Annotated in this window: 17 protein-coding genes, 1 pseudogene and 1 other annotated feature; of the genes and pseudogenes, 6 read left to right on the plus strand and 12 right to left on the minus strand. The window is 55.6% G+C overall.

All coding sequences use genetic code 11. The annotated features are described in order from the left end of the window. Nucleotides 1–41 precede the first annotated feature (41 nt). Together BJ887_RS18665 and ybaK are read left to right on the plus strand one after the other, a co-directional pair. On the plus strand, nt 42–836 hold the full coding sequence (locus tag BJ887_RS18665; RefSeq protein WP_044858267.1) for a TraB/GumN family protein: 795 nt from the start codon (nt 42–44) through the stop codon (nt 834–836). A 199-nt stretch (nt 837–1,035) separates the two neighbouring features. Beyond that, a pseudogene (ybaK, locus tag BJ887_RS18670) lies at nt 1,036–1,512 on the plus strand (Cys-tRNA(Pro)/Cys-tRNA(Cys) deacylase YbaK); the annotation flags it as partial. Between the two features lie 91 nt (nt 1,513–1,603). Here the strand turns inward: ybaK and ushA are convergent. After that, entirely contained in the window at nt 1,604–3,256 is a 1,653-nt protein-coding gene (gene ushA / locus BJ887_RS18675; protein WP_121340276.1) for a bifunctional UDP-sugar hydrolase/5'-nucleotidase UshA, read from the minus strand. 169 nt (nt 3,257–3,425) lie between these two features. On the opposite strand from ushA, the gene BJ887_RS18680 reads away from it, so the two are divergent. Then, complete coding sequence (locus BJ887_RS18680) at nt 3,426–4,634, plus strand: MFS transporter (RefSeq protein ID WP_032677549.1); 1,209 nt, start codon at nt 3,426–3,428, stop codon at nt 4,632–4,634. Nucleotides 4,635–4,863: 229 nt separating this feature from the next. After that, nucleotides 4,864–6,540, plus strand: coding sequence for a YbaL family putative K(+) efflux transporter (ybaL, locus tag BJ887_RS18685; RefSeq protein ID WP_047744113.1), 1,677 nt, complete (start codon nt 4,864–4,866; stop codon nt 6,538–6,540). 89 nt (nt 6,541–6,629) lie between these two features. Here ybaL and BJ887_RS18690 read toward each other — a convergent pair whose 3' ends face one another. The 9 genes from BJ887_RS18690 to BJ887_RS18730 form a co-directional block, all read right to left on the minus strand. Next, nucleotides 6,630–7,934: an inosine/guanosine kinase gene (locus tag BJ887_RS18690; RefSeq protein ID WP_020885178.1), complete on the minus strand. Its 1,305-nt coding sequence runs from the start codon at nt 7,932–7,934 to the stop codon at nt 6,630–6,632. Nucleotides 7,935–7,997: 63 nt separating this feature from the next. After that, complete coding sequence (hemH, locus tag BJ887_RS18695) at nt 7,998–8,960, minus strand: ferrochelatase (protein WP_025204839.1); 963 nt, start codon at nt 8,958–8,960, stop codon at nt 7,998–8,000. A 125-nt stretch (nt 8,961–9,085) separates the two neighbouring features. After that, on the minus strand, nt 9,086–9,730 hold the full coding sequence (adk, locus tag BJ887_RS18700; RefSeq protein WP_006809841.1) for an adenylate kinase: 645 nt from the start codon (nt 9,728–9,730) through the stop codon (nt 9,086–9,088). A gap of 192 nt (nt 9,731–9,922) precedes the next feature. Continuing rightward, nucleotides 9,923–11,797: a molecular chaperone HtpG gene (gene htpG / locus BJ887_RS18705; RefSeq protein WP_020885180.1), complete on the minus strand. Its 1,875-nt coding sequence runs from the start codon at nt 11,795–11,797 to the stop codon at nt 9,923–9,925. A 110-nt stretch (nt 11,798–11,907) separates the two neighbouring features. Then, nucleotides 11,908–12,513 (minus strand): recombination mediator RecR, encoded by a 606-nt coding sequence (gene recR, locus BJ887_RS18710; protein ID WP_006809843.1) that lies wholly within the window; start codon nt 12,511–12,513, stop codon nt 11,908–11,910. Next, nucleotides 12,513–12,845 carry a YbaB/EbfC family nucleoid-associated protein gene (locus tag BJ887_RS18715; protein ID WP_010428194.1) on the minus strand — a complete coding sequence of 111 codons (333 nt, stop codon included), beginning with the start codon at nt 12,843–12,845 and terminating at the stop codon, nt 12,513–12,515. Before BJ887_RS18715 ends, recR begins: the two co-directional genes overlap by 1 nt. 54 nt (nt 12,846–12,899) lie before the next feature. Continuing rightward, nucleotides 12,900–14,828, minus strand: coding sequence for a DNA polymerase III subunit gamma/tau (gene dnaX / locus BJ887_RS18720; RefSeq protein ID WP_047744116.1), 1,929 nt, complete (start codon nt 14,826–14,828; stop codon nt 12,900–12,902). Then, nucleotides 13,506–13,570 (minus strand) — a sequence feature (DnaX frameshifting element). Its footprint overlaps the gene before it by 65 nt. An 88-nt stretch (nt 14,829–14,916) precedes the next feature. After that, complete coding sequence (gene apt / locus BJ887_RS18725) at nt 14,917–15,468, minus strand: adenine phosphoribosyltransferase (RefSeq protein WP_000127359.1); 552 nt, start codon at nt 15,466–15,468, stop codon at nt 14,917–14,919. A gap of 151 nt (nt 15,469–15,619) precedes the next feature. After that, complete coding sequence (locus BJ887_RS18730) at nt 15,620–15,997, minus strand: DUF454 family protein (RefSeq protein WP_020885182.1); 378 nt, start codon at nt 15,995–15,997, stop codon at nt 15,620–15,622. Between the two features lie 50 nt (nt 15,998–16,047). On the opposite strand from BJ887_RS18730, the gene priC reads away from it, so the two are divergent. Both priC and rsmS read left to right on the plus strand, forming a co-directional pair. Continuing rightward, nucleotides 16,048–16,575, plus strand: coding sequence for a primosomal replication protein N'' (priC, locus tag BJ887_RS18735; protein WP_032677540.1), 528 nt, complete (start codon nt 16,048–16,050; stop codon nt 16,573–16,575). Nucleotides 16,576–16,587: 12 nt separating this feature from the next. Further along, entirely contained in the window at nt 16,588–16,773 is a 186-nt protein-coding gene (gene rsmS, locus BJ887_RS18740) for a pleiotropic regulatory protein RsmS (protein WP_020885184.1), read from the plus strand. 1 nt (nt 16,774) lies between these two features. Here rsmS and mscK read toward each other — a convergent pair whose 3' ends face one another. Together mscK and acrR are read right to left on the minus strand one after the other, a co-directional pair. Continuing rightward, complete coding sequence (gene mscK, locus BJ887_RS18745) at nt 16,775–20,122, minus strand: mechanosensitive channel MscK (RefSeq protein ID WP_014168907.1); 3,348 nt, start codon at nt 20,120–20,122, stop codon at nt 16,775–16,777. Nucleotides 20,123–20,235: 113 nt separating this feature from the next. Then, nucleotides 20,236–20,889 (minus strand): multidrug efflux transporter transcriptional repressor AcrR, encoded by a 654-nt coding sequence (acrR, locus tag BJ887_RS18750; RefSeq protein ID WP_014168906.1) that lies wholly within the window; start codon nt 20,887–20,889, stop codon nt 20,236–20,238. Nucleotides 20,890–21,007: the final 118 nt, after the last annotated feature.

Consider the following 21,007-nt stretch of genomic DNA (forward strand, 5'->3'; position numbering starts at 1 on the left):
TCCTACGCGCTAGCATGAACCTTTCCGTTTATGGAGCGCGTATGAGTCTGTTTAATCGTATAAAAACATCGTTTCGCGCCCTCTTCCCCCGCCGTTATGCCTGGCCCGGCATGGATATCTCGCTTCCCGGCGGGCAGCACCTTCACCTGGTGGGCAGCATCCATATGGGCACGCAGGATATGTCCCCGCTGCCAGCCGGTCTGATGAAACTGCTGAAGAGCGCCGATGCGCTGGTCGTTGAAGCGGATATTTCGGGCCAGACGTCGCCGTTTGCCGGCCTCGAAAACGATCTCCCCCTGGCTGAACGTCTGAACGACACGCAGTTCGCTGAACTGACGCGCGTCGCAGATGAGACGGGGGTGTCGCTCTCCATGCTGGACACACTGCCGCTGTGGCAAATCGCGATGGTCCTGCAGGCGACCCAGGCGCAGCGTCTGGGGCTACGCGGGGATTACGGTATTGATTACCAGCTGTTGAATGCCGCGAGAGCACGCCATTTGTCAGTCATTGAGCTCGAAGGCACGGACAGCCAGATAGCCCTGCTGCGCCAGCTTCCTGATGATGGGCTGATGCTGCTGGATGATACCCTGACCCACTGGCACACCAACGCGCGTCTGTTGCAAACGATGATCGGCTGGTGGCTGAATGCGCCGCCCACGGACGGTAAACTGGCGCTGCCGTCGACGTTCAGTGAATCGTTGTATGATGTGCTGATGAACGAACGCAACAAAGCCTGGCAGCAGACGTTACATGCGTTGCCTGCGGGGCGTTACGTGGTCGCTGTCGGGGCGTTACATTTGTACGGAGAAGGGAATTTGCCGTCACTGCTGAAATAAAAAAATGGCCAATATTTCTATTGGCCCGTCAAAGAGGAATTTCATCGTTTTTATTATGCCGAAGGAGACCTTCGGTTGAGCCGATTGTCGCTCAAAGTGACCATCACTGCCAATACTATTGCGCAAGATGGTGCTATTTTTTAGACAAACGTCAGGCGTATGCTGTCAGCATGAATTGTCTGTCGTAAGAAGGATAGCTATGACTCCCGCCGTTAAATTACTCGAAAAAAACAACATTCCCTTTCGGATCCACACCTACGATCACGATCCCAGCGAAACGAATTTTGGTGATGAAGTGGTGCGCAAACTGGGGCTGAACGCCGATCGGGTTTATAAGACGCTGCTGGTGGCGGTGAACGGTGATATGAAACACCTCGCCGTCGCGGTAACGCCTGTTGCCGGGCAGCTGGATCTCAAGAAAGTGGCCAAAGCGCTGGGGGCAAAGAAGGTGGATATGGCCGATCCGATGGTTGCGCAACGCACTACCGGCTACCTTGTTGGCGGTATCAGCCCGCTCGGGCAGAAAAAACGCCTGCCGACGCTGATTGATGCCCCTTCGCAGACCTTCGACACTATTTATATTTCCGGCGGCAAACGCGGGCTGGATATTGAACTGTCCGCAGGCGATCTGGCGAAAATACTGGACGCGACATTTGCGGATATTGCGCGACGGGATTGTGGAAGTGGCCCGGAGGCACTGTGCTTACCGGGCCGACGATTCTCATACAGGCCGGGTCAGGCGTAGCCGCCCCCGGCACAAAACCGCACTACTGCCAGCTCACCTCGCCTTTCGGCTCATAGGTATTCACGTCGATCGGTGAATTCTGCTCGATAAACTGCTTCAGCACTTCCGCATCAATAAACCCGGTATTCACATAGCCCGGTTTATTGTCGATATGCGGATAACCGTCACCACCGGTGGCGTTAAAGCTTAATGTTGCCATGCGGTAGGTTTTAGCAGGATCGATCGGCTCGCCTTTGATTTTGAGGTCGTTGAGCTTGCCGTCCTTCGCCACAAAGCTGACGTTGGCAAACTGCGGATAAGCGCCGGAGTCCGGCTTCATCTGCGCCACGGCGGTGAGATAGTCAATCACCTCTTTACCGCTCATGTCGACATACACCACGATGTTACCGAACGGCTGAACTTTCAGCACATCTTTATAGGTGATGTTTCCGCCTTCGATGGAGTCACGGATGCCGCCGCCGCTCATCACGCCAAAATCGGCATTTGTGCGCGCCATTTGTGCCGCCAGCACCAGATGCCCCATATTGGTCTGCACAAAGCGAACTTTGCTGCGGTCCCCTTCCAGACGACCATTCAGCGTACCAATCTTCACGTCCAGTTGCGCCTTGCCTTTATTCTGGAAGGGCGTCAGCAGGGAGAGCATCTGCGCGTTCTCGGCAATTTCCGGGGTGTAGAGTACGCGTTCACTTTTCCCGTCAGGGTAAGTCACTTTCTTCTTCAGGTTGACCGGAATGAGCTGATAGTGCACCAGCTTCATCTCGCCGTTACGGAACTCAAAGTCCGCACGCCCCACGTATTTACCCCATTCATGCGCCTGCACAATCCAGATACCGTTCTGACGGTCCGGAGCACACGGCGTGCCTGGCACGTAGTCGACCTGCTTTTTATTCTCTGACGCCATGCAGACCGGGTCTTGTGAATGACCGCCCACAATCATCGCCAGCGAGCCCGCAGGCAGGCTGCGAGCCATCTCCACGTCACCCGGCGCATTCGAGCCGTGCTCACCGTTGTCGTAGTGGCCCATATGGGTGGTGGCAATAATGACATCCGGCTTTTCGTTCTGCTGCAATTCCTGAATGACCAGCTTCGCTTCGTCTGCAGGTTTACGGAATTCGATATCGGTAAAGAACTCAGGGTTGCCGATTTTCGCCGTATCGTCAGTGGTTAACCCGATGACCGCAATTTTCAGATCCTGACGCTTAAACAGCGCCCAGGGTTTGAACAGTCGCTCGCCGGTGCTTTTCTGGTAGATGTTGGCAGAGAGGAACGGAAATTTGGCCCATTTTTCCTGCTGACGCAGCACCGTCAGCGGGTTATCGAATTCATGGTTACCGACGGCCATCGCATCGTAGCCAATAAGATTCATGCCGCGGAAATCAGGCTCTGCATCCTGTAAATCAGATTCCGGCACACCGGTATTGATATCGCCTCCCGACAGCAGCAGTACACTGCCTCCCTGGGCTGCCACCTCTTTACGAATGCCATCCACCAGCGTTTTTTGTGCCGACAGACCGTATTCGCCGTATTCACTGCGCCAGAAATGGCCGTGGTGATCGTTGGTATGCAGAATGGTGATTTTATAGGTTTTATCTTTTTCATAGGCCTGCACGGGCAGGCTAACCAGACCCCAGGCGGCGATCAGCGCCAGCGCGACGCTCCGCTTCATTAACTTCATCTTCTCTCTCCCTGACCAATAGACAAAGGCAAAAATTACAGTGACTAATAAGAATAGACAAATAAGTTTTCAGAATTGCGACTTTATTCAAATGTCACTGCCGGGTATGTTAGTTGGATAATAATTACACCCTGCATTTCTAATAACAAAAGACGTGGTATTCATCTCTATGGCAATCAGTGAATCAACCCAGCCCGTGTCTGGCGCTCCGGCGTCGCGCACCTCGTTTAAAGTGTTAGGCGCAATCAGTCTTTCACATCTGCTCAACGACATGATCCAGTCGTTGATTCTCGCGATCTACCCGCTGCTGCAGTCCGAGTTTTCGTTAACGTTCGTGCAGATCGGGATGATCACCCTGACCTTCCAGCTGGCCTCCTCACTTCTGCAACCGGTCGTGGGCTACTGGACGGATAAATATCCCATGCCGTGGTCGCTACCGATTGGCATGTGTTTTACCTTGAGCGGGCTGGTGCTGCTGGCAATGGCAGGCAGCTTTGAAGCTGTGCTGATTGCCGCCGCGCTGGTGGGCACGGGGTCGTCGGTCTTTCACCCGGAGTCCTCACGCGTGGCGCGCATGGCCTCCGGGGGCCGTCACGGGCTGGCGCAATCGCTGTTTCAGGTAGGCGGTAACTTTGGCAGCTCCCTCGGCCCACTGCTGGCAGCGGTGATCATCGCTCCGTACGGCAAGGGTAACGTGGCGTGGTTTGTGCTGGCAGCCTTGCTGGCGATTATCGTACTGATTCAGATCAGCCGCTGGTATGCCGCGCAGCATCGCGTGAACAAAGGTAAGCCTAAAGCGAAGGTTATCAATCCCCTTCCTCGCGATAAGGTCATTCTGGCCGTCTCTGTGCTTCTGGTGCTGATTTTCTCGAAATACTTCTATATGGCGAGCATCAGCAGCTATTACACCTTTTACCTGATGCAAAAATTCGGATTATCGGTCCAAAACGCCCAGCTTCATCTGTTTGCCTTCCTGTTTGCGGTGGCTGCAGGGACGGTAATCGGCGGGCCTGTGGGCGATAAAATTGGACGCAAATACGTCATTTGGGGCTCTATCCTCGGCGTGGCCCCGTTTACCCTTATTTTGCCGTATGCAAGCCTGGAGTGGACGGGGATTTTGACCGTGATTATTGGGTTTATCCTCGCCTCGGCGTTTTCCGCCATCCTTGTTTACGCTCAGGAGCTGCTGCCAGGCCGTATCGGTATGGTTTCCGGGCTCTTTTTCGGTTTTGCTTTCGGCATGGGCGGCCTTGGTGCGGCAGTGCTGGGCATGATTGCCGACCACACCAGTATCTTCCTGGTCTATAAAATCTGTGCTTTCCTGCCGCTTCTGGGGATGTTGACCATATTCCTGCCTGATAACCGCCATAAAGCGTAATATAACGGTCGCTAAAGTTTTACTTTGGCGACCTGCCCCCCTGATGCCATAAGGGTTTCTTCTGCATCCCCCCGCCTAATTTATCAAAATGCGCTTTTTTACACGCATATTGCTGTTTTATTCAAACTTCAACAATTATTCATAAACATAACGGCAAAAATTGTCATAAACTATTACTCGGTTTTTGGTTTTTTAACCAAATGGAACACCCACAACGAAAGGAGACGGAATGCATCACGCCACACCGCTTATCACCACCATTGTTGGTGGACTTGTGCTCGCTTTTATCCTCGGCATGATTGCCAATAAACTGCGTATTTCACCTCTGGTGGGCTATTTGTTAGCGGGTGTGCTGGCGGGTCCCTTTACGCCAGGTTTCGTGGCGGATACCAAACTGGCGCCCGAACTGGCGGAATTAGGCGTGATTCTGCTGATGTTTGGCGTAGGTCTGCATTTCTCACTGAAGGATCTGATGGCGGTAAAGTCGATCGCCATACCGGGAGCGATCGCACAGATAGCCGTAGCGACGCTGCTGGGAATGGCGCTTTCGACAGTGCTTGGCTGGTCGCTGATGACCGGTATCGTTTTTGGGCTGTGTCTTTCAACCGCCAGTACCGTCGTACTGCTGCGCGCGCTTGAGGAGAGGCAGCTTATCGACAGCCAGCGCGGACAAATCGCGATAGGCTGGCTGATTGTGGAAGACCTGGTGATGGTGCTGACGCTGGTGTTGCTGCCTGCCGTCGCCGGTATGATGGAAAAAGAGAGCGTCGGCTTTGCGACGCTGGCGCTGGACATGAGCATCACCATCGGGAAAGTGGTGGCGTTTATCACCATTATGATGCTGGTGGGCCGCCGTCTGGTGCCGTGGATCCTGTCCCGCAGCGCGGCCACCGGCTCCCGTGAGTTGTTTACCCTTTCTGTCCTTGCCCTGGCGCTGGGGATTGCCTTTGGTGCCGTTGAACTGTTCGACGTCTCCTTTGCACTGGGCGCGTTCTTCGCCGGGATGGTGCTGAACGAATCCGAGCTGAGCCACCGTGCGGCGCACGATACGCTGCCGCTGCGCGACGCCTTCGCCGTCCTGTTCTTTGTCTCCGTCGGGATGCTGTTTGATCCGATGGTTCTGGTTCAGCAGCCGCTGGCCGTGTTGGGCACCCTGGCGATTATTATCTTTGGTAAGTCGGTTGCCGCCTTCTTCCTGGTACGGATGTTTGGCCACTCGCCGCGTACCGCTCTGACCATCGCCGCCAGTCTGGCGCAGATTGGTGAGTTCGCCTTTATTCTGGCGGGCCTGGGTATGGCGCTGAATCTGCTGCCGCAGGCCGGGCAAAACCTGGTCCTCGCCGGAGCGATCCTCTCCATCATGCTTAACCCGGTCCTGTTTGCGTTGCTGGAAAAATACCTCGATAAAACCGAAACGCTGGAAGAGCAGACGCTGGAAGAAGCTATCGAAGAAGAGAAGCAGATCCCGGTGGATATTTGCAATCATGCCCTGCTGGTCGGCTTTGGCCGCGTAGGAAGCCTGCTCGGTGAGAAGCTGATGGCGCAGGGTATCCCGCTGGTGGTGATTGAAACATCACGTACCCGCGTCGACGAGCTGCGCGAGCGCGGCGTTCGCGCAGTGTTGGGCAATGCGGCAAACGAAGAGATCATGAATCTCGCGCATCTGGACTGCGCGCGCTGGCTGCTGCTGACCATTCCAAACGGCTATGAAGCGGGTGAAATTGTGGCGTCCGCACGTGAGAAGTGCCCGAATATTGAGATCATTGCCCGCGCCCATTATGACGATGAGGTGGAGTACATTACCGAACGTGGTGCGGATCAGGTGGTGATGGGTGAACGTGAAATTGCAAAAGCGATGCTGACGCTGTTAACGAAACCGCCGGTTGACGAGGTGGTGACGGGGTAAGCGTGCCTCCTGCAGCCCCTGACTGACCCTCTCCCACCGGGAGGGGGGACAAACACGAATACGGCAACCGCTAGGTTGCCGTTTTGCCTTTATCGGTCCCAGTAGGCTTCTTCGAGGCTATCTTCCCTTTCCGGCAGACCGCGGGTTAAGCGCGGCGAGTGCTGGTTCAGCACCTGATAACTCACGCGGTTCGCGTACTTACACACCTGCGCCAGCGACGAATAGGTCAGCCAGTTGAATTTGTGCTTGCTGGAATTCGGGACGTTGGTTTTATGGTAGGCATTCGCAGTGATGTCATGCAGCAGCGCCGCCAGTGCGCCATCTCCCGCGCCATTGGTGTTCATGATCTTTTCTGGCCCGCCCATATACGGCGCGATGTGGGAGTAAATACGCAGCGGGTTTTCGCAATCTTTATGGCGAATCGCGCGGCTGAACTCGTACTGGTTAAACTCGGCAATGGCGCCTGGCAGCAGTGGATGCTGCGTTTTGCGTTTGCTCTCTTCTTCCGTGAAGCCTGCCATATATAGCCCTACCGGTCCGGCAGTGCAGAGCACCAGATCGACCCAGTCGAGCGCTTTATCGGAGGCCAGCAGCGGATCGCTCTCGCCGGTCAACGCTTCAGCCTCTTCTTCGTTCATCGCCAGAATCGAGACGTGTTCCTTCAGGAAGGCCTGCCACCACTCGGGGTTGTCGGCTATCACGAATTTGGTGCCCAGCGTCAGAACGACCGGCACATTGTATTTCTTCGCGTACTCAATCGCTTTCATGGTGGCTTCCGGCATCGGCTCGCCGGGTTTACAGCGCACCAGATACGACGTCAGCACCAGTGCAGACGCGCCCGCTATCACCGCTTCCGGAATGCTCTCTGCACGCAGCTTATTCATGTGGCCGGGGCTGATGGCAAAGGTACGTTCGCCGGAATCGCTGATCAGCGTGAAGCAGCGGCCAATCGGCCCGTCAACGCCCTGAAGGTAGTTCAGATCGGTGCGGCTGGAGGTATTGCACAGGTAACGGTAGGCGTAGCCACCAATTTCGATGTTGCTGCACATGACGCCCAATAACACAGAGCGGTCGTCGGCAAGCACCGAGTAGTTGTGCATGGTGTTGCCGATAGTGCCACCGGCAAACTGATGGGTGATCAGGTTTTCGCGCGTCAGCTCCTGATACAGGGCTTCGGCAACATCGTCCTCAATCACCAGCGAGTGACCGGCGCTCAGACCGTAACGAGCGACAAACGCATCATCCACTTTAGCTTCAATGTCCACCAGCGTCTGATCGATACCGACGACCCATGCGGCGCTGGTTTCATTTTCCGGCTGGATTTGCTGCAGGAGCGGATCGCGGGCATCAACGGGAAAGTAGTGTTTAGATTTGCGTTTACCGGGAAATTTCATGGGTCTGAACTGTGCAAGGATTATGGGCCGGGAATGGTAGCACAAACCCGGCCCATAGTGCGATCAGCGGCTGTTTGTCACCAGCGACACCATCATCTCGATATGCTCAGGCGAGTCGTTAAGGGCCGGAATGTATTCGTATTTCGTCCCGCCCGCCTCGAGGAAGAACTCTCTGTTCTGCACGGCAATCTCTTCCAGCGTTTCCAGACAGTCGGCGGAGAAACCGGGTGACATCACCTGAATATGTTTCACGCCCTTCTCACCGAGCATTTTGAGGGTTTCGTCGGTGTAAGGCGTTAACCACGGCTCGCGACCAAAACGCGACTGGAAGGTCATCATCACTTTCTCTGGCGGCAGGCCGAGGGCTGAGACCAGCTCACGGGTAGTATCGCGGCAGCGCTGCGGGTAATCATCCCCTTCATTGGCGAAGCGCTGCGGGATCCCGTGATAGGAGAGCAACAGCAGATCCGGCTCGCCATGTTTTTCAAACGACGCGCGCGCGCTACTGGCAAGCGCTTTAATATAGCGTTCGTTATCGGCGTAATCGCGAATAAAGGTCACGCCAGGAATACGGCGGCGGGTCGCCAGAATACGTGCCAGCTCATCCCAGACGGCGGCAACCGTCGAGCAGGAGTACTGCGGATAAAGGGCGAGTACCACAATGTGGTCGACGCCCTGCGCCAGCAGCGAGTCGACCGCGCTTTCCAGTGACGGTTTACCGTAGCTCATGCCCAGCGCGACAGGCATATCCGGCAGGCGGGCGGCCAGCGCTTTTTCCTGCCGACGGCTATACACCATCAGCGGTGAGCCCTCTTCCATCCAGACGGACTGATAAAGCTTTGCTACACGTGGGGCACGAATCGGCAGAATGACGCCACGCAGCAGCGGCCACCACAACAGTCTTGGGGTATCCACGACGCGCGTGTCGCTTAAAAATTGTCGCAGGTAGCGTTTTACCGCTTCTGATGTCGGTGCATCTGGTGTACCCAGATTGGCAAGCAGGATGCCGGTTTTCGCCTGACTCATTCACGCCTCTTAACCATTTGAATGGTTTTCAATTGTAGCGGAAAAGCGTTTAAACGAAACCCATTGCTGCAATAGGTAAGATGAGAATTTTTCTCACCCGGAGAGCCCGGGTGAGAGAGGTGCAATTAGCCGAGGATTTTTTCCAGCTCTGCACGAACGTCAGCAACGGCTTTGGTGCCGTCAACTTTCGCGTATTTGGTGTTACCCGCCTGCGCTTCTTTGGTGTAATAACCGATCAGCGGAGCGGTCATCTGATGGTATTCCACCAGACGTTTACGTACGGTCTCTTCCTGATCGTCTTTACGGGTGGTCAGCTCTTCACCGGTAACGTCATCTTTACCTTCAACCTTAGGTGGGTTGAATTTGATGTGGTAAACGCGGCCAGAGGCAGCGTGTACGCGACGACCAACAATACGGTCAACGATCAGCTCGTCCGGCACGTCGAACTCGAGCACGTAGTCCACGTTGATGCCCGCTTCTTTCATGGCATCAGCCTGAGGAATGGTGCGTGGGAAGCCGTCCAGCAGGAAACCGTTACGGCAGTCTTCCTGAGCAATGCGCTCTTTGACCAGAGCGATAACCAGCTCGTCGGTCACCAGCTTGCCTGCGTCCATGATGTCTTTCGCTTGTTTACCCAGCTCGGAGCCAGATTTAACAGCGGCGCGCAGCATATCACCGGTGGAGATTTGCGGAATACCGTATTTCTCCATGATGAACTGAGCCTGAGTTCCTTTACCCGCGCCCGGAGCGCCAAGCAGAATAATACGCATTGCGAAAATCCCCTCAAAAGTCGATTCAATTTTTCAAAAGCGCTAAACAATACCACCAGAACGGATATGGCTCAAGGAAGGCAGGCGGGCTGAAACGGTTAATGAAGGGAGATTAACGGGAAGGAGCGGTCTGGTGCCCTCCCCCGGTCCTCTCCCACAGGAGAGGGAGAAGACCAGGGGGAGGCGGGTCAATTACGCCAGCAGCAGCGCATTCACACGTTTAATGAACAGGTTAGGATCTTCCAGCGTGCCGCGCTCGGCCAGCAGAGACTGATCCAGCAGAAGCTCAACCCACTCGGCGAAGCGTGCTTCGTCCTGCGTATCCGCCGCGCGTTTCACCAGCGGGTGATCCGGGTTCAGCTCGAAGATATACTTCACTTCTGGCATCGCCTGGCCCGCCGCGGCGAACAGTTTCGCCATCTGGGTGCTCATTTCATCCGCATCCGTGGTGACAATGGCCGGGGTATCAGTCAGACGGTGAGTGAAACGCACCTCTTTCACGCGATCGCCCAGCAGCGTTTTCACGCGCTCAACGAAAGGCTCCAGCGCCTTCTCCGCTTCTTTCGCGCTTTCGTCCACTTCATCGGCCAGCTTATCGATCGACTCATCGGCTTTGGCGACGGACTGGAACGCCTTACCGTCGAACTCGGTCAGGTAGTTCATCATCCACTCGTCGATGCGGTCAGACAGCAGCAGTACTTCGATGCCTTTCTTACGCAGCAGCTCGAGGTGTGGGCTGCTCTTCGCCGCGGCGTAGCTGTCGGCGGTGATGTAGTAGATCTTCTCCTGCCCTTCTTTCATGCGGGAGACGTACTCTTCCAGCGACACGGTCTGCGCAGAGGAGTCGGTGTGAGTGGAAGCGAAACGCAGCAGCTTAGCAATGGTTTCTACGTTGGATGTATCTTCCGCAGGGCCCTCTTTCAGCACCAGACCGAACTGTTTCCAGAAGGTCTGGTATTTTTCTGCATCGTCTTTCGCCAGTTTTTCCAGCATCTGCAGCGCACGTTTGGTCAGTGCATTACGCAGGTTGCGGGTGACGGTGCTGTCCTGCAGAATTTCACGGGAGACGTTCAGCGGCAGATCGTTGGAGTCAATCAGGCCACGCACAAAGCGCAGGTAGTTCGGCATGAACTGCTCGGCGTCATCCATGATAAACACGCGCTGGACGTACAGCTTCAGACCGTGCTTGTGATCGCGGTTCCACATATCCCACGGCGCCTGAGACGGGATATACAGCAGGCTGGTGTACTCCTGCTTACCTTCCACACGGTTGTGGCTCCAGGTGAGCGGATCGGTAAAGTCGTGGGCGATGTGTTTGTAGAATTCGTTGTATTCGTCGTCTTTAATTTCAGACTTATTGCGCGTCCACAGCGCCTGCGCCTTGTTGATTTTCTCCCAGGACACCACGGTTTCACCGTCTTTCTCTTCCTGTTTTTCAATCTCAACCGGCAGGGCAATATGGTCGGAGTATTTGCTGATGATGGAGCGCACGCGCCAGTCATTCAGGAAATCATCTTCGCCTTCACGCAGGTGAAGGGTGATTTCGGTACCGCGGTCCGCTTTGGTGATGTCATCAACGGTGTATTCGCCTTCGCCTTTAGATTCCCAGAAGACGCCGTGATCCGCACTGTCGCCTGCTGCGCGGGTACGTACGGTGACTTTGTCCGCAACGATGAACGCCGAGTAGAAGCCCACACCGAACTGGCCGATCAGCTGGCTGTCTTTCGCCTGATCGGAGCCCATTGATTCGAGGAACGCTTTGGTACCGGATTTAGCAATGGTCCCGAGATGGTCGATGACCTCGTCGCGGTTCATACCAATGCCGTTATCGGCGATAGTCAGGGTACGGTTCTCTTTATCGAAAGAGACGCGCACGCGCAGCTCTCCGTCGCCTTCGTACAGATCCGGGTTAGACAGGGCGCGGAAGCGCAGCTTGTCCGCCGCATCGGAGGCGTTGGAAATCAGCTCACGCAGGAAGATTTCTTTGTTGGAATACAGGGAATGGATCATCAGGTGCAGAAGCTGTTTTACTTCTGACTGGAAACCACGGGTTTCTTGTCCTTTCATCTATGTCGACCTCAACAATGCCATTTAATGGGGTTTTAAAACGTTGAGGGAGAGATGGGGATACGAGGGGAGAATTTCAAGCGGAGGCCGCGATTGCAGCCTCCGTTTGGTCAGAAAATAATCTTGTGACGTCCAGCCAGAGAGTGGGACAGCGTGGTGCCGTCCACCATCTCCAGCTCACCGCCCACTGGCACGCCGTGAGCGATGCGGCTGGCGTCAACGCCATACTGTGCGCACAATTCGGCGATGTAGTTGGCCGTAGCTTCCCCTTCCACCGTTGGGTTGGTGGCGAGGATCACCTCTTTGATCGTTTCGGACTCAAGACGCTGTTCAAGGCGATCGAGACCGATATCGTCCGGGCCAATACCGTCCAGCGGGGAGAGATGCCCCATCAGCACAAAATAGCGGCCAGAAAACTGCCCGGTCTGTTCGATGGCATAGATGTCCGCCGGACTCTCCACCACGCAAATCTGACCGTTTTCCTGACGACGCGGATTAGTGCAGATGTTACACACGTCCTGCTCGGTAAAGGTACGGCAATCCGCACAGTGACCAATTTCTGACATGGCACGGGTCAAAGCCTGCGCCAGGCGCATCCCGCCGCTGCGGTCGCGCTGCAATAGCGTAAACGCCATGCGCTGCGCCGACTTCGGGCCGACACCCGGCAGACAGCGCAGTGCTTCCATTAACTGCGTGAGCAGCGGACTGGTTTGCATCAGAATGGCATCTTGAAGCCAGGCGGCAGTTGCATACCGCTGGAAACAGAGGCCATTTTCTCTTTCTGAGTTTCATCGATACGGCGCGCAGCATCGTTAAACGCGGCTGCAACCAGATCTTCCAGCATGTCTTTGTCGTCTTCGAGCAGGCTTGGGTCGATTTCAACGCGACGGCAGTTATGCGCACCGTTGATGGTCACCTTGACCAGACCGGCACCGGATTCACCCGTGACTTCCAGCTGAGCGATCTCTTCCTGCATCTTCTGCATTTTTTCCTGCATCTGCTGAGCCTGCTTCATCAGGCCACCCAGACCGCCTTTTCCACCAAACATAGGCTTCTCTCTTCTTTCACGTTTAAGGATTACAACCGTAAGTCAGACTCACGATCAAATGGGGCGAATACTCTCTTCATCCAGATCGGCGTCGAAGAACCGGCGCAGAGTCTGGATATTGTTATCCGCGATAATCGACTCGCGCGCTTGCGCGAGCTTCTCTTCATAAATCGCCTGACGCCATTCCAGTGGCGTTCGCACCGCCGGATTATCATCTTCAATGATAGTCAATTCAACCGGTGCACCGTGTAATGCGGTGAGCGCCTCGGCCAGCGCTTTTTGCGCGCCAGGGGAATTCAGGTGCCGCTGACCCGGTCGCAGGTGTAAACGTACCTGATGACCGTCCTGCTCTTTCCAGGCATTCAGCGCGACCTGCTCAACCAGCTTCGGCAACTGCAGTTTACTGACCTCTGCGGCCCACGCGTCACGCTCAATAGACTCTTCGGCAAGTTTCGCGGAAAGCTCAGGTGTTTTTTCATGCTCCAGCGCCTTTTTTAGCGCTTTCGGTGTGGCAACTTCTTCTTTCACTTCTTCAACGAGGGTCGTTGCCTTCCAGCGGTAAGCCTCTTCTTTCACCGGGGCTTTTTGCTCGAGCGCGGACGGTGCAGGGCGCGACTGAACGCGCTCCGTAACCGAAGCCAGTCGTTCAAGCGCGGCGTTGTTCACCGGCCGCGCTCTTCCTGGCGCTGCCGGTTCACTCTTTTTTGGTTTGGTTGCTCCCTGAGCACGTTGCAACTGGCTTCGTGCGGCAAGCACCGAACTGGTGGCCTCCGGCAGCGGTACGTTCTGCTGCGGGGGAGCCGTCGGCTGCGGTGGCACCTGCTGAGGCGACATCACCGCAGTGGGGGCGACCGGAGCAAAAGACTGTCGGGGCACTTCCGGCTCCGGCAGAGGCATGCGCGGATGGAACGCCAGCGCACGCAGCAGGGTCATTTCAACGCCCATCCGGGGATCCGGCGCAAACGGCAGCTCTTTGCGGCCAATCAGCAGCGTCTGGTAATAAAGCTGCACGTCAGCCGGTGGGACGGTGCGCGCAAGTTCACGCATCCGGTGTTCAATAACCGCCATATCGGCACCGATGGCGGACGGAGAAAGCTGCAGCATCGCCACGCGGTGCAGCAGACTCAGCATCTCAACCAACAGCGCTTCCCATTCAATGCCCCGGGCAGCCGCGGCGTTCACCAGCGACATGACGCGTTCACCGTTGGCGGAAATCATCGCTTCGATGAGAGAAAGCGCCTGATCGTCATCCAGCGTGCCGAGCATGGTGCTGACCGCGTCGGTCGAGAGTTTACCGTCACCGCTGGCAATCGCCTGGTCGGTGAGACTTAAGGCATCACGAAGGCTGCCGTCTGCCGCGCGGGCCAGCAGCTGCAGGGCGCGCGGTTCGTGGACAATCTTCTCTTCATCAAGAATATGTTCAAGCTGAGCGCGGATCTGCTCGACGTCCAGCGCCTTCAGATGGAACTGCAGGCAGCGCGACAAAATAGTGACCGGCAGCTTTTGCGGATCGGTGGTCGCCAGCAGGAATTTCACATGCGCGGGCGGCTCTTCCAGCGTTTTCAGCAGGGCGTTGAAACTGTGGCGTGACAGCATGTGCACTTCATCGATCAGGTAGACCTTGAAGCGGCCACGCGCCGGCGCGTACTGCACGTTGTCGAGCAGATCGCGGGTATCTTCCACTTTCGTGCGCGAGGCGGCGTCGATCTCAATCAGATCGACAAAGCGCCCCTGCTCAATTTCACGGCAGTTGTCACACACGCCGCACGGCGTGGCGGTGATCCCGGTTTCGCAGTTCAGACCTTTTGCCAGCAAACGGGCAATAGAGGTCTTACCGACGCCGCGGGTGCCGGAGAAAAGATAAGCGTGATGGATGCGACCTAGCGACAAGCCGTTCGCCAGGGCCGTCAGCACATGCTCCTGACCGACAACGTCAGCAAAGGTTTGTGGTCGCCATTTACGGGCTAACACCTGATAACTCATGGGCAGGCTCTGCAACGCTGGAAGGTGAATTTATGGAGGGGAATGCTATCACAACCTCACCCATTGAGCGAGGTTGTGAAAACCGGGATTAATGACCCGGGAAAGGCACCAGGCTGTAGCTGGTAATGCCCTGTTTTTCCAGGCGCTGTTCGCCACCCAGGTCAAACAGGTTAATGATGAATGCCGCGTCGGTCACTTCACCACCCAGACGACGGATCAGCTTCACGGTCGCTTCAATCGTGCCGCCGGTCGCCAGCAGATCGTCAACCACCAGCACTTTATCGCCAGGCTTGATCGCATCAACGTGGATTTCCAGCTGATCGGTGCCGTACTCCAGTTCGTAGCTCTCTGCGATGGTTTCACGCGGCAGTTTGCGCGGTTTACGCACCGGCACAAAGCCAACACCCATTGCCAGCGCGACCGGCGCGCCAAACAGGAATCCACGGGCTTCGGTACCCACTACTTTGGTGATCCCGGCGTTTTTATAACGCTCGACCAGCAGTTCAATGCTGAGCGCGTACGCTTTCGGGTCTTCCAGCAAGCTGGTGACATCACGGAAAAGAATGCCAGGCTTTGGATAGTCCTGGATACTTTTGATGCTGTTTTTCAGATATTCAAGCTGCTGTGCAGTTGCGGTCATCGGTTTGTGCCTAAATGAAACAGTGTTACTCACAGCGCGCAACGAGTCGGCCAGGGTAACAATTGTTTAACCTTTGACCAGGCGCAGCTGTGCTCGAAAACGGTCGAATTTACTGGCTGCGCGCAATAATTGCAACAGCCATTATAAGGCTTCAGTGCTTTTGTTGCTTTTCATCAACCACGGGGATCCGCCACATAAAGAAAAGCAGACAGGCGAGGATCGTCAGCAACAGAATGCGCACCCACATCATTTTCACCAGCCATAATGAAATGGCAAAGGTAATCAGGATCACCGCGATCGCACGCGGCTTCGCACCGGGCGGCATTGCCCGATGTTTTTGCCAGTGGCGCAAATAGCCGCCAAACCAGGAGCGGTACAGCAGCCAGTGGTGAAAGCGCGGCGATGAACGGGCGAAGCACCAGGCTGCCAGCAGGATAAAAGGCGTGGTGGGCAATAAGGGCAAAACCACGCCCAGCGTGCCTAACACTACCGCGAGCCAGCCAATGATGATTAAAATAGTACGCTGCATAATGCGAATCGTTATCAAACTGAACGGCTACTTTACCACTGGAGAGCGTATTGAAAACAGCCCTGCTTCTGGAGACGCTGCAAAATCAGCTGTCCACCCTGCGCGCGCAGGCTACGCCGTTAATGGGGCATGCTACGCTGAAGCCGCGCTTTGACCGGCAGCTTTTTCGTACCCGCAGCACGCGCATCCAGGATTATGTTGCTGAGGCGCAGACGAATCTTGATGAGTTGCGCCACGCGGTTGAGAACAATCAACAGCAACAGGTCGCCTGGCTTGCGGAACATCTCACCGAGCAGATCACCGCCCTGCACCGTGAAATGACCGCCTGGCCGCTACGCGTCTGGGACAGCGCGTCGCCGGGTCTCGGTAAATGGCAGCGCAAGCGGCTGGAGAACCAGGAATTTGCACGCCGTCTGTTTGAGATGAAGCAGGAGCGGGAAACGCGCCTGAACGCAAGCGAGACGCTGGAAGAGCAGCAGTTATTAATGCGAGAGATTAGCGCCCTGGAGGGCCGCATCGTTCGTTGCCGTCAGGCACTGGATGAAATTGAACGCGTCATTGAACGTCTGACCCGTTAACAGGAGCCGTAAATGTCACTGGAAAATGCACCGGATGAGGTCAAGCTGGCCGTCGATTTGATTATGCTGCTGGAGAATCATGACATCCCCGCCCAGACGGTGCTGAAAGCACTTGAGATAGTGAAGACGGATTTTGAAGGCAAGGTGAAGGCCAGTCGCCTTCACCCTGCCCCTCTCCCACCGGGAGAGGGAACCTGAATTACGCCGGAGTAGGATCGTCACCCTGAATCTCGCGCTTCACTTCCGTATGCTCATCACCTTTCTCGTTACGCAGGTGAACTTCAAGCTGGTTGAAGGCGATATTAATGTTGTTTTCACGGCACAGACGATCGATAGTGCGGTTCAGCTCATCCACGGTGTAGCTGCGATCGCGCAGCTCACGCACGTATAACCGCAGCTCGTGATCCAGCGTGCTCGGCCCAAAGGTGGTGAAGAACACATCTGGGGCGGGCTCGTGCATCACCTTAGGATGCGATTTCGCGGCTTTTAACAACACCTCTTTCACTTTATCCAGATCGGAGCCGTAGGCCACACCCAGTCGAATGACGACGCGCGTTGTAGTGTCAGAGAGCGACCAGTTGATCAGTCGCTCGGTGACGAACGCTTTGTTCGGGATGATCACCTCTTTGCGATCGAAGTCGGTGATGGTGGTGGCACGAATACGGATCTTGCTGACCGTTCCCGAGAAGGTGCCGATGGTGACGGTATCACCGATACGTACCGGACGTTCGAACAGGATGATCAGGCCGGAAACAAAGTTACCGAAGATCTCCTGCAAGCCAAAACCAAGACCGACAGAGAGCGCGGCCGCCAGCCACTGCAGTTTATCCCACGACACGCCAAGCGAGCCAAAGACCGTCATCGCCCCGACAATAATAATGACGTAGTTGAGGATGGTGGTGATGGCATACGACGCCCCCTGACGCAGGTTCAGACGCGACAGCACCAGCACTTCAAGCAGGCCTGGCAGGTTTCGAATCAACGCCCAGGCAACCACTGACGACACCAGGGCAAAGAGCAGGCTGCCCATGGTCACGCTTTTCATTACCGCGGCGCCCGCTTCGGTGCCGTTGTATTGCCAGAGGGTGATACTGTCGAGGTAGGCGAAGACGGTGATTAAATCAGACCAGATCGCCCAGAACATCACCGCAAACAGCGCGATCATTACCAGCATGGTGATACGCAGTGTCTGCTGGTTAACCTGCTCCAGCGCGATGGTGGGCTCTTCCTGTGGCTCCGCGCCTTCGGCCCCCTCCTTCACCTGATGCTGGCGACGCGCGATGGCACGACGATAAGCTATGCGGCGAGCCGCCACGCTCAGGCCGCGCAGTACGGTCTGATAGAGCAGGTTCCAGACGATCACCAGATAGACGGTTTCAATCCAGCGTCCGGACAGGCGCAACGTGGTATAGAAGTACCCCGTCGCCGTGAGCACCATCAGTGCCAGTGGAATAATCGCCAGTACCGTCACGGTGGCCAGACGAATGTTGTGAGACTCTTTATCCCGCCAGCTGTCGCGGCACATCGGCCACATCAGGATGGCAATGAGCAGCAGGTTCAGCAAAATAACCAGCTGGCCCATGACATCGTCCATCAGGTGCAGCGGAGACAGCTCAGCGACAACGGACCAGAAGTGCAGCGGCAACAGCGCCAGGCTGACGCGTACAATCTGACGACGCCAGTGGCTGGTCAGTTGCGCAGGCATGTTGAAATGACGCACCGCAACGCCGTCTTTTTCCAGCACTTTCCAGCACACACCAAACACCAGCCAGAACAGGGCCAGTTTTTTACTGAACGCCCACAGCAGGTCGCTGATGTTGAGCTGCATCGTCAGCAGGATAAGCCCCACCGCCAGAATAATCAGGCAGACCGGCAGCGCGCGGATCAGATCGATCAGAATCGCTTTTGGCGTGTGCAGCTGACTGTCGTTACGCAGTTGCCCCACTTCAGACGCCAGCTTATCCTGGTATTTCTTCAGCCAGCCCAGACGCCAGCGGATCAGGCCGGCAATCAGCAGCAGCGGGAGCCCCGCCAGGAAGGCAATCATCACCGCAGGCCAGGCTTTCTCCCAGTTTACGGTGATTTTCATGCTCTTAATCTGCGCCTTCAGCGTTTCAGGGAAGGATTTGATCCAGTCCCAGTCCATCGGCTTGTTGCTGTTAACCCAGAAAATCTGCTGGGTCAGGATCTCCTGCAGACTTTTCGACACGCTCACCAGCTGTTGCTGGTTGATCTGCAGGTTAATCGCCATCATCAGCTGGTTGCCGAGCTGTTTGTTGAGCTGGTCGAGCAGCTCGCGGCGCATATCCACAACCTGCAGCAGGGCGTCGTGAACTTCCGGGTTCACTTCACTGGAATGGCCCTCTTCCAATTTGGCGACAAATGTATCGCTCTGGAAAAGGGCGTCGCGCTGCTGGTTCACATCGAATTGTTCCAGACGCAAATCCGCAATGCGATTGGTCATGTCCTCGAGCTCATCGGCGGACGGCAGCGTCTGCTGTTGCTGGTAGAGAATACGCGACAGCAGCAGGCTGCCTTTCAGAACCGCAATCTGCTCTTTAATGTTGCGTTCAGCCTGCAGCGCGCGGTCCAGCCAGTTTTTCACTCTGATATTTTGCTGAACCAGCGAGTTACCGCTTTCTGTTGCCAGTATCAGGCGCTGGCTCAGCTGATGGTTAGCCTCGAGCTCCTGTTTCACCAGCGGGTTCGCCTGAATGCGGGCAGTTTCGTCCGGTGAGACGGCTTCCTGAGCCGTTTTCTCCGTCAGCGTAAGGCGCTTACTGTTAACCGCCTCCTGCAACAGCTGAAGCTGATGTTCCAGACGATTAATGTTCGCCGTTACGTAGTCGCGCTGCTTCTGGAGCGTATCCTGCAGCACCGTATTCCCTTCCAGGCTTTTACGCTGCTGTTCGATTTGCGCATTCAGTAAGGCCTGCTGCACCAGCAGCAGCGTTTGCTGCGTTGGGCGCAGGGTGCCTTCGCCAACCGACGTACCGTTCAGACGGTTGCGGATCTGCTGCAGCTGCTGAGAGGCGGCGTACATCGCATTTTGCACGCGCTCGGGCTGGGTTTGCAGGGAGACAAGCTGGCTGTTGTACGTACCGAGATCGGACTGTGCCGTTTGCAGATCGTCGAGCAGCTGTGCGACGCGCGATTCCAGCTGACGCAATGACAGGGTCGCGAGCGTTTTACGGGTTTCGTCGTCATTATCCACATCGCTCAGGGCATTCAGCGATTCCGTGGCCTTACGCATGTTTTCAGGCGCCTGCGCCACTTTCTGCCGAAGCTGTGTGGTTTCCGCTTTAACACGCTCAATTTTATCAAGCGTTTCCAGCGTCTCCGTCAGATCCTGCTGAACGAGCTTATCCAGAGCAGAGAGATCTTTTTGTTTATTCAGGGTGTCGAGTTGCGACTGAACATCACTGCGTGAAGGGATGTCATTGTTGTTATCGGCGCGGGCCCAGGAAAGCGGTGCCGTTGCGAAGAAAAACAGCGTCGCCAATAAAAATACAAGAACAGGATGTTGCGAGCGATTGGTGTGCAGCATAGTTGTGAATGATGTCAGAAGATGACCGAAAATAGTCCGGCGTGCAGGATATCACGCTCGCCTGAAGCAGAATAGCGCGAACGTGAGCCTCTAAGAGAAATCCTGGAATCGCGTCAGGCTGTTAGCGAGCCTGACTTGCCATGCAGCGTCGGGGAGAGCTGGCACATCTCCAGGAAAATAGCCACATAGCTGCGGGCTTCGTTCTTCAGGTCAAAGGAGTCCGGGGCGAAAAGCCAGTTTTCCATCAGGCCGGAAATATAACTGCGCATCAGGACTGCCGCCCGTCGGGTCATTAACGTCGCCGGCAGCTGGTTCGCCTGCATGCACTGGGTGAGGACCTGTTCAATGCGATCGTAGCTTTCCAGACACAGGCTGCGCTGCGCCTGCTGGACGACCGCCATCTCTCCGACCAACTCGCATTTATGGTAGATGATTTCCATCATTAACCTGCGACGTTCTTCAACTACCGTTGCTTCAAGGATATATACTAATATTTCTCTTAATACTGAGAGTGGATCCTCGGGGAATTTTGCCCGATACTCAGTCTCAAGATCGCTAATGCTGGACTCTGAGAGTTGCCAGATTTCACTGAACAGATCTGTCTTGTCTTTAAAATGCCAGTAAATCGCTCCCCGCGTGACGCCCGCGGCCTGAGCAATCTGCGCCAGCGAGGTTGACGAAACACCCTGCTGAGAAAACAAACGCATAGCCACATCCAGAATGTGTTGTCGGGTTTCAAGCGCTTGTTGTTTGGTTTTTCGTGCCATACGTTAGTGAATTTACAGGAGTCAGATTTACATACATTTGTGAATGTATGTACCATAGCATGACGATAATATAAACGCAGCAATGGGTTTTTGGACTCAGGACCATTGATCAATTTGA

Origin of the sequence: Enterobacter sp. WPR_3_1 (assembly GCF_003635055.1) — a bacterium.
GTDB lineage: Bacteria > Pseudomonadota > Gammaproteobacteria > Enterobacterales > Enterobacteriaceae > Enterobacter > Enterobacter ludwigii.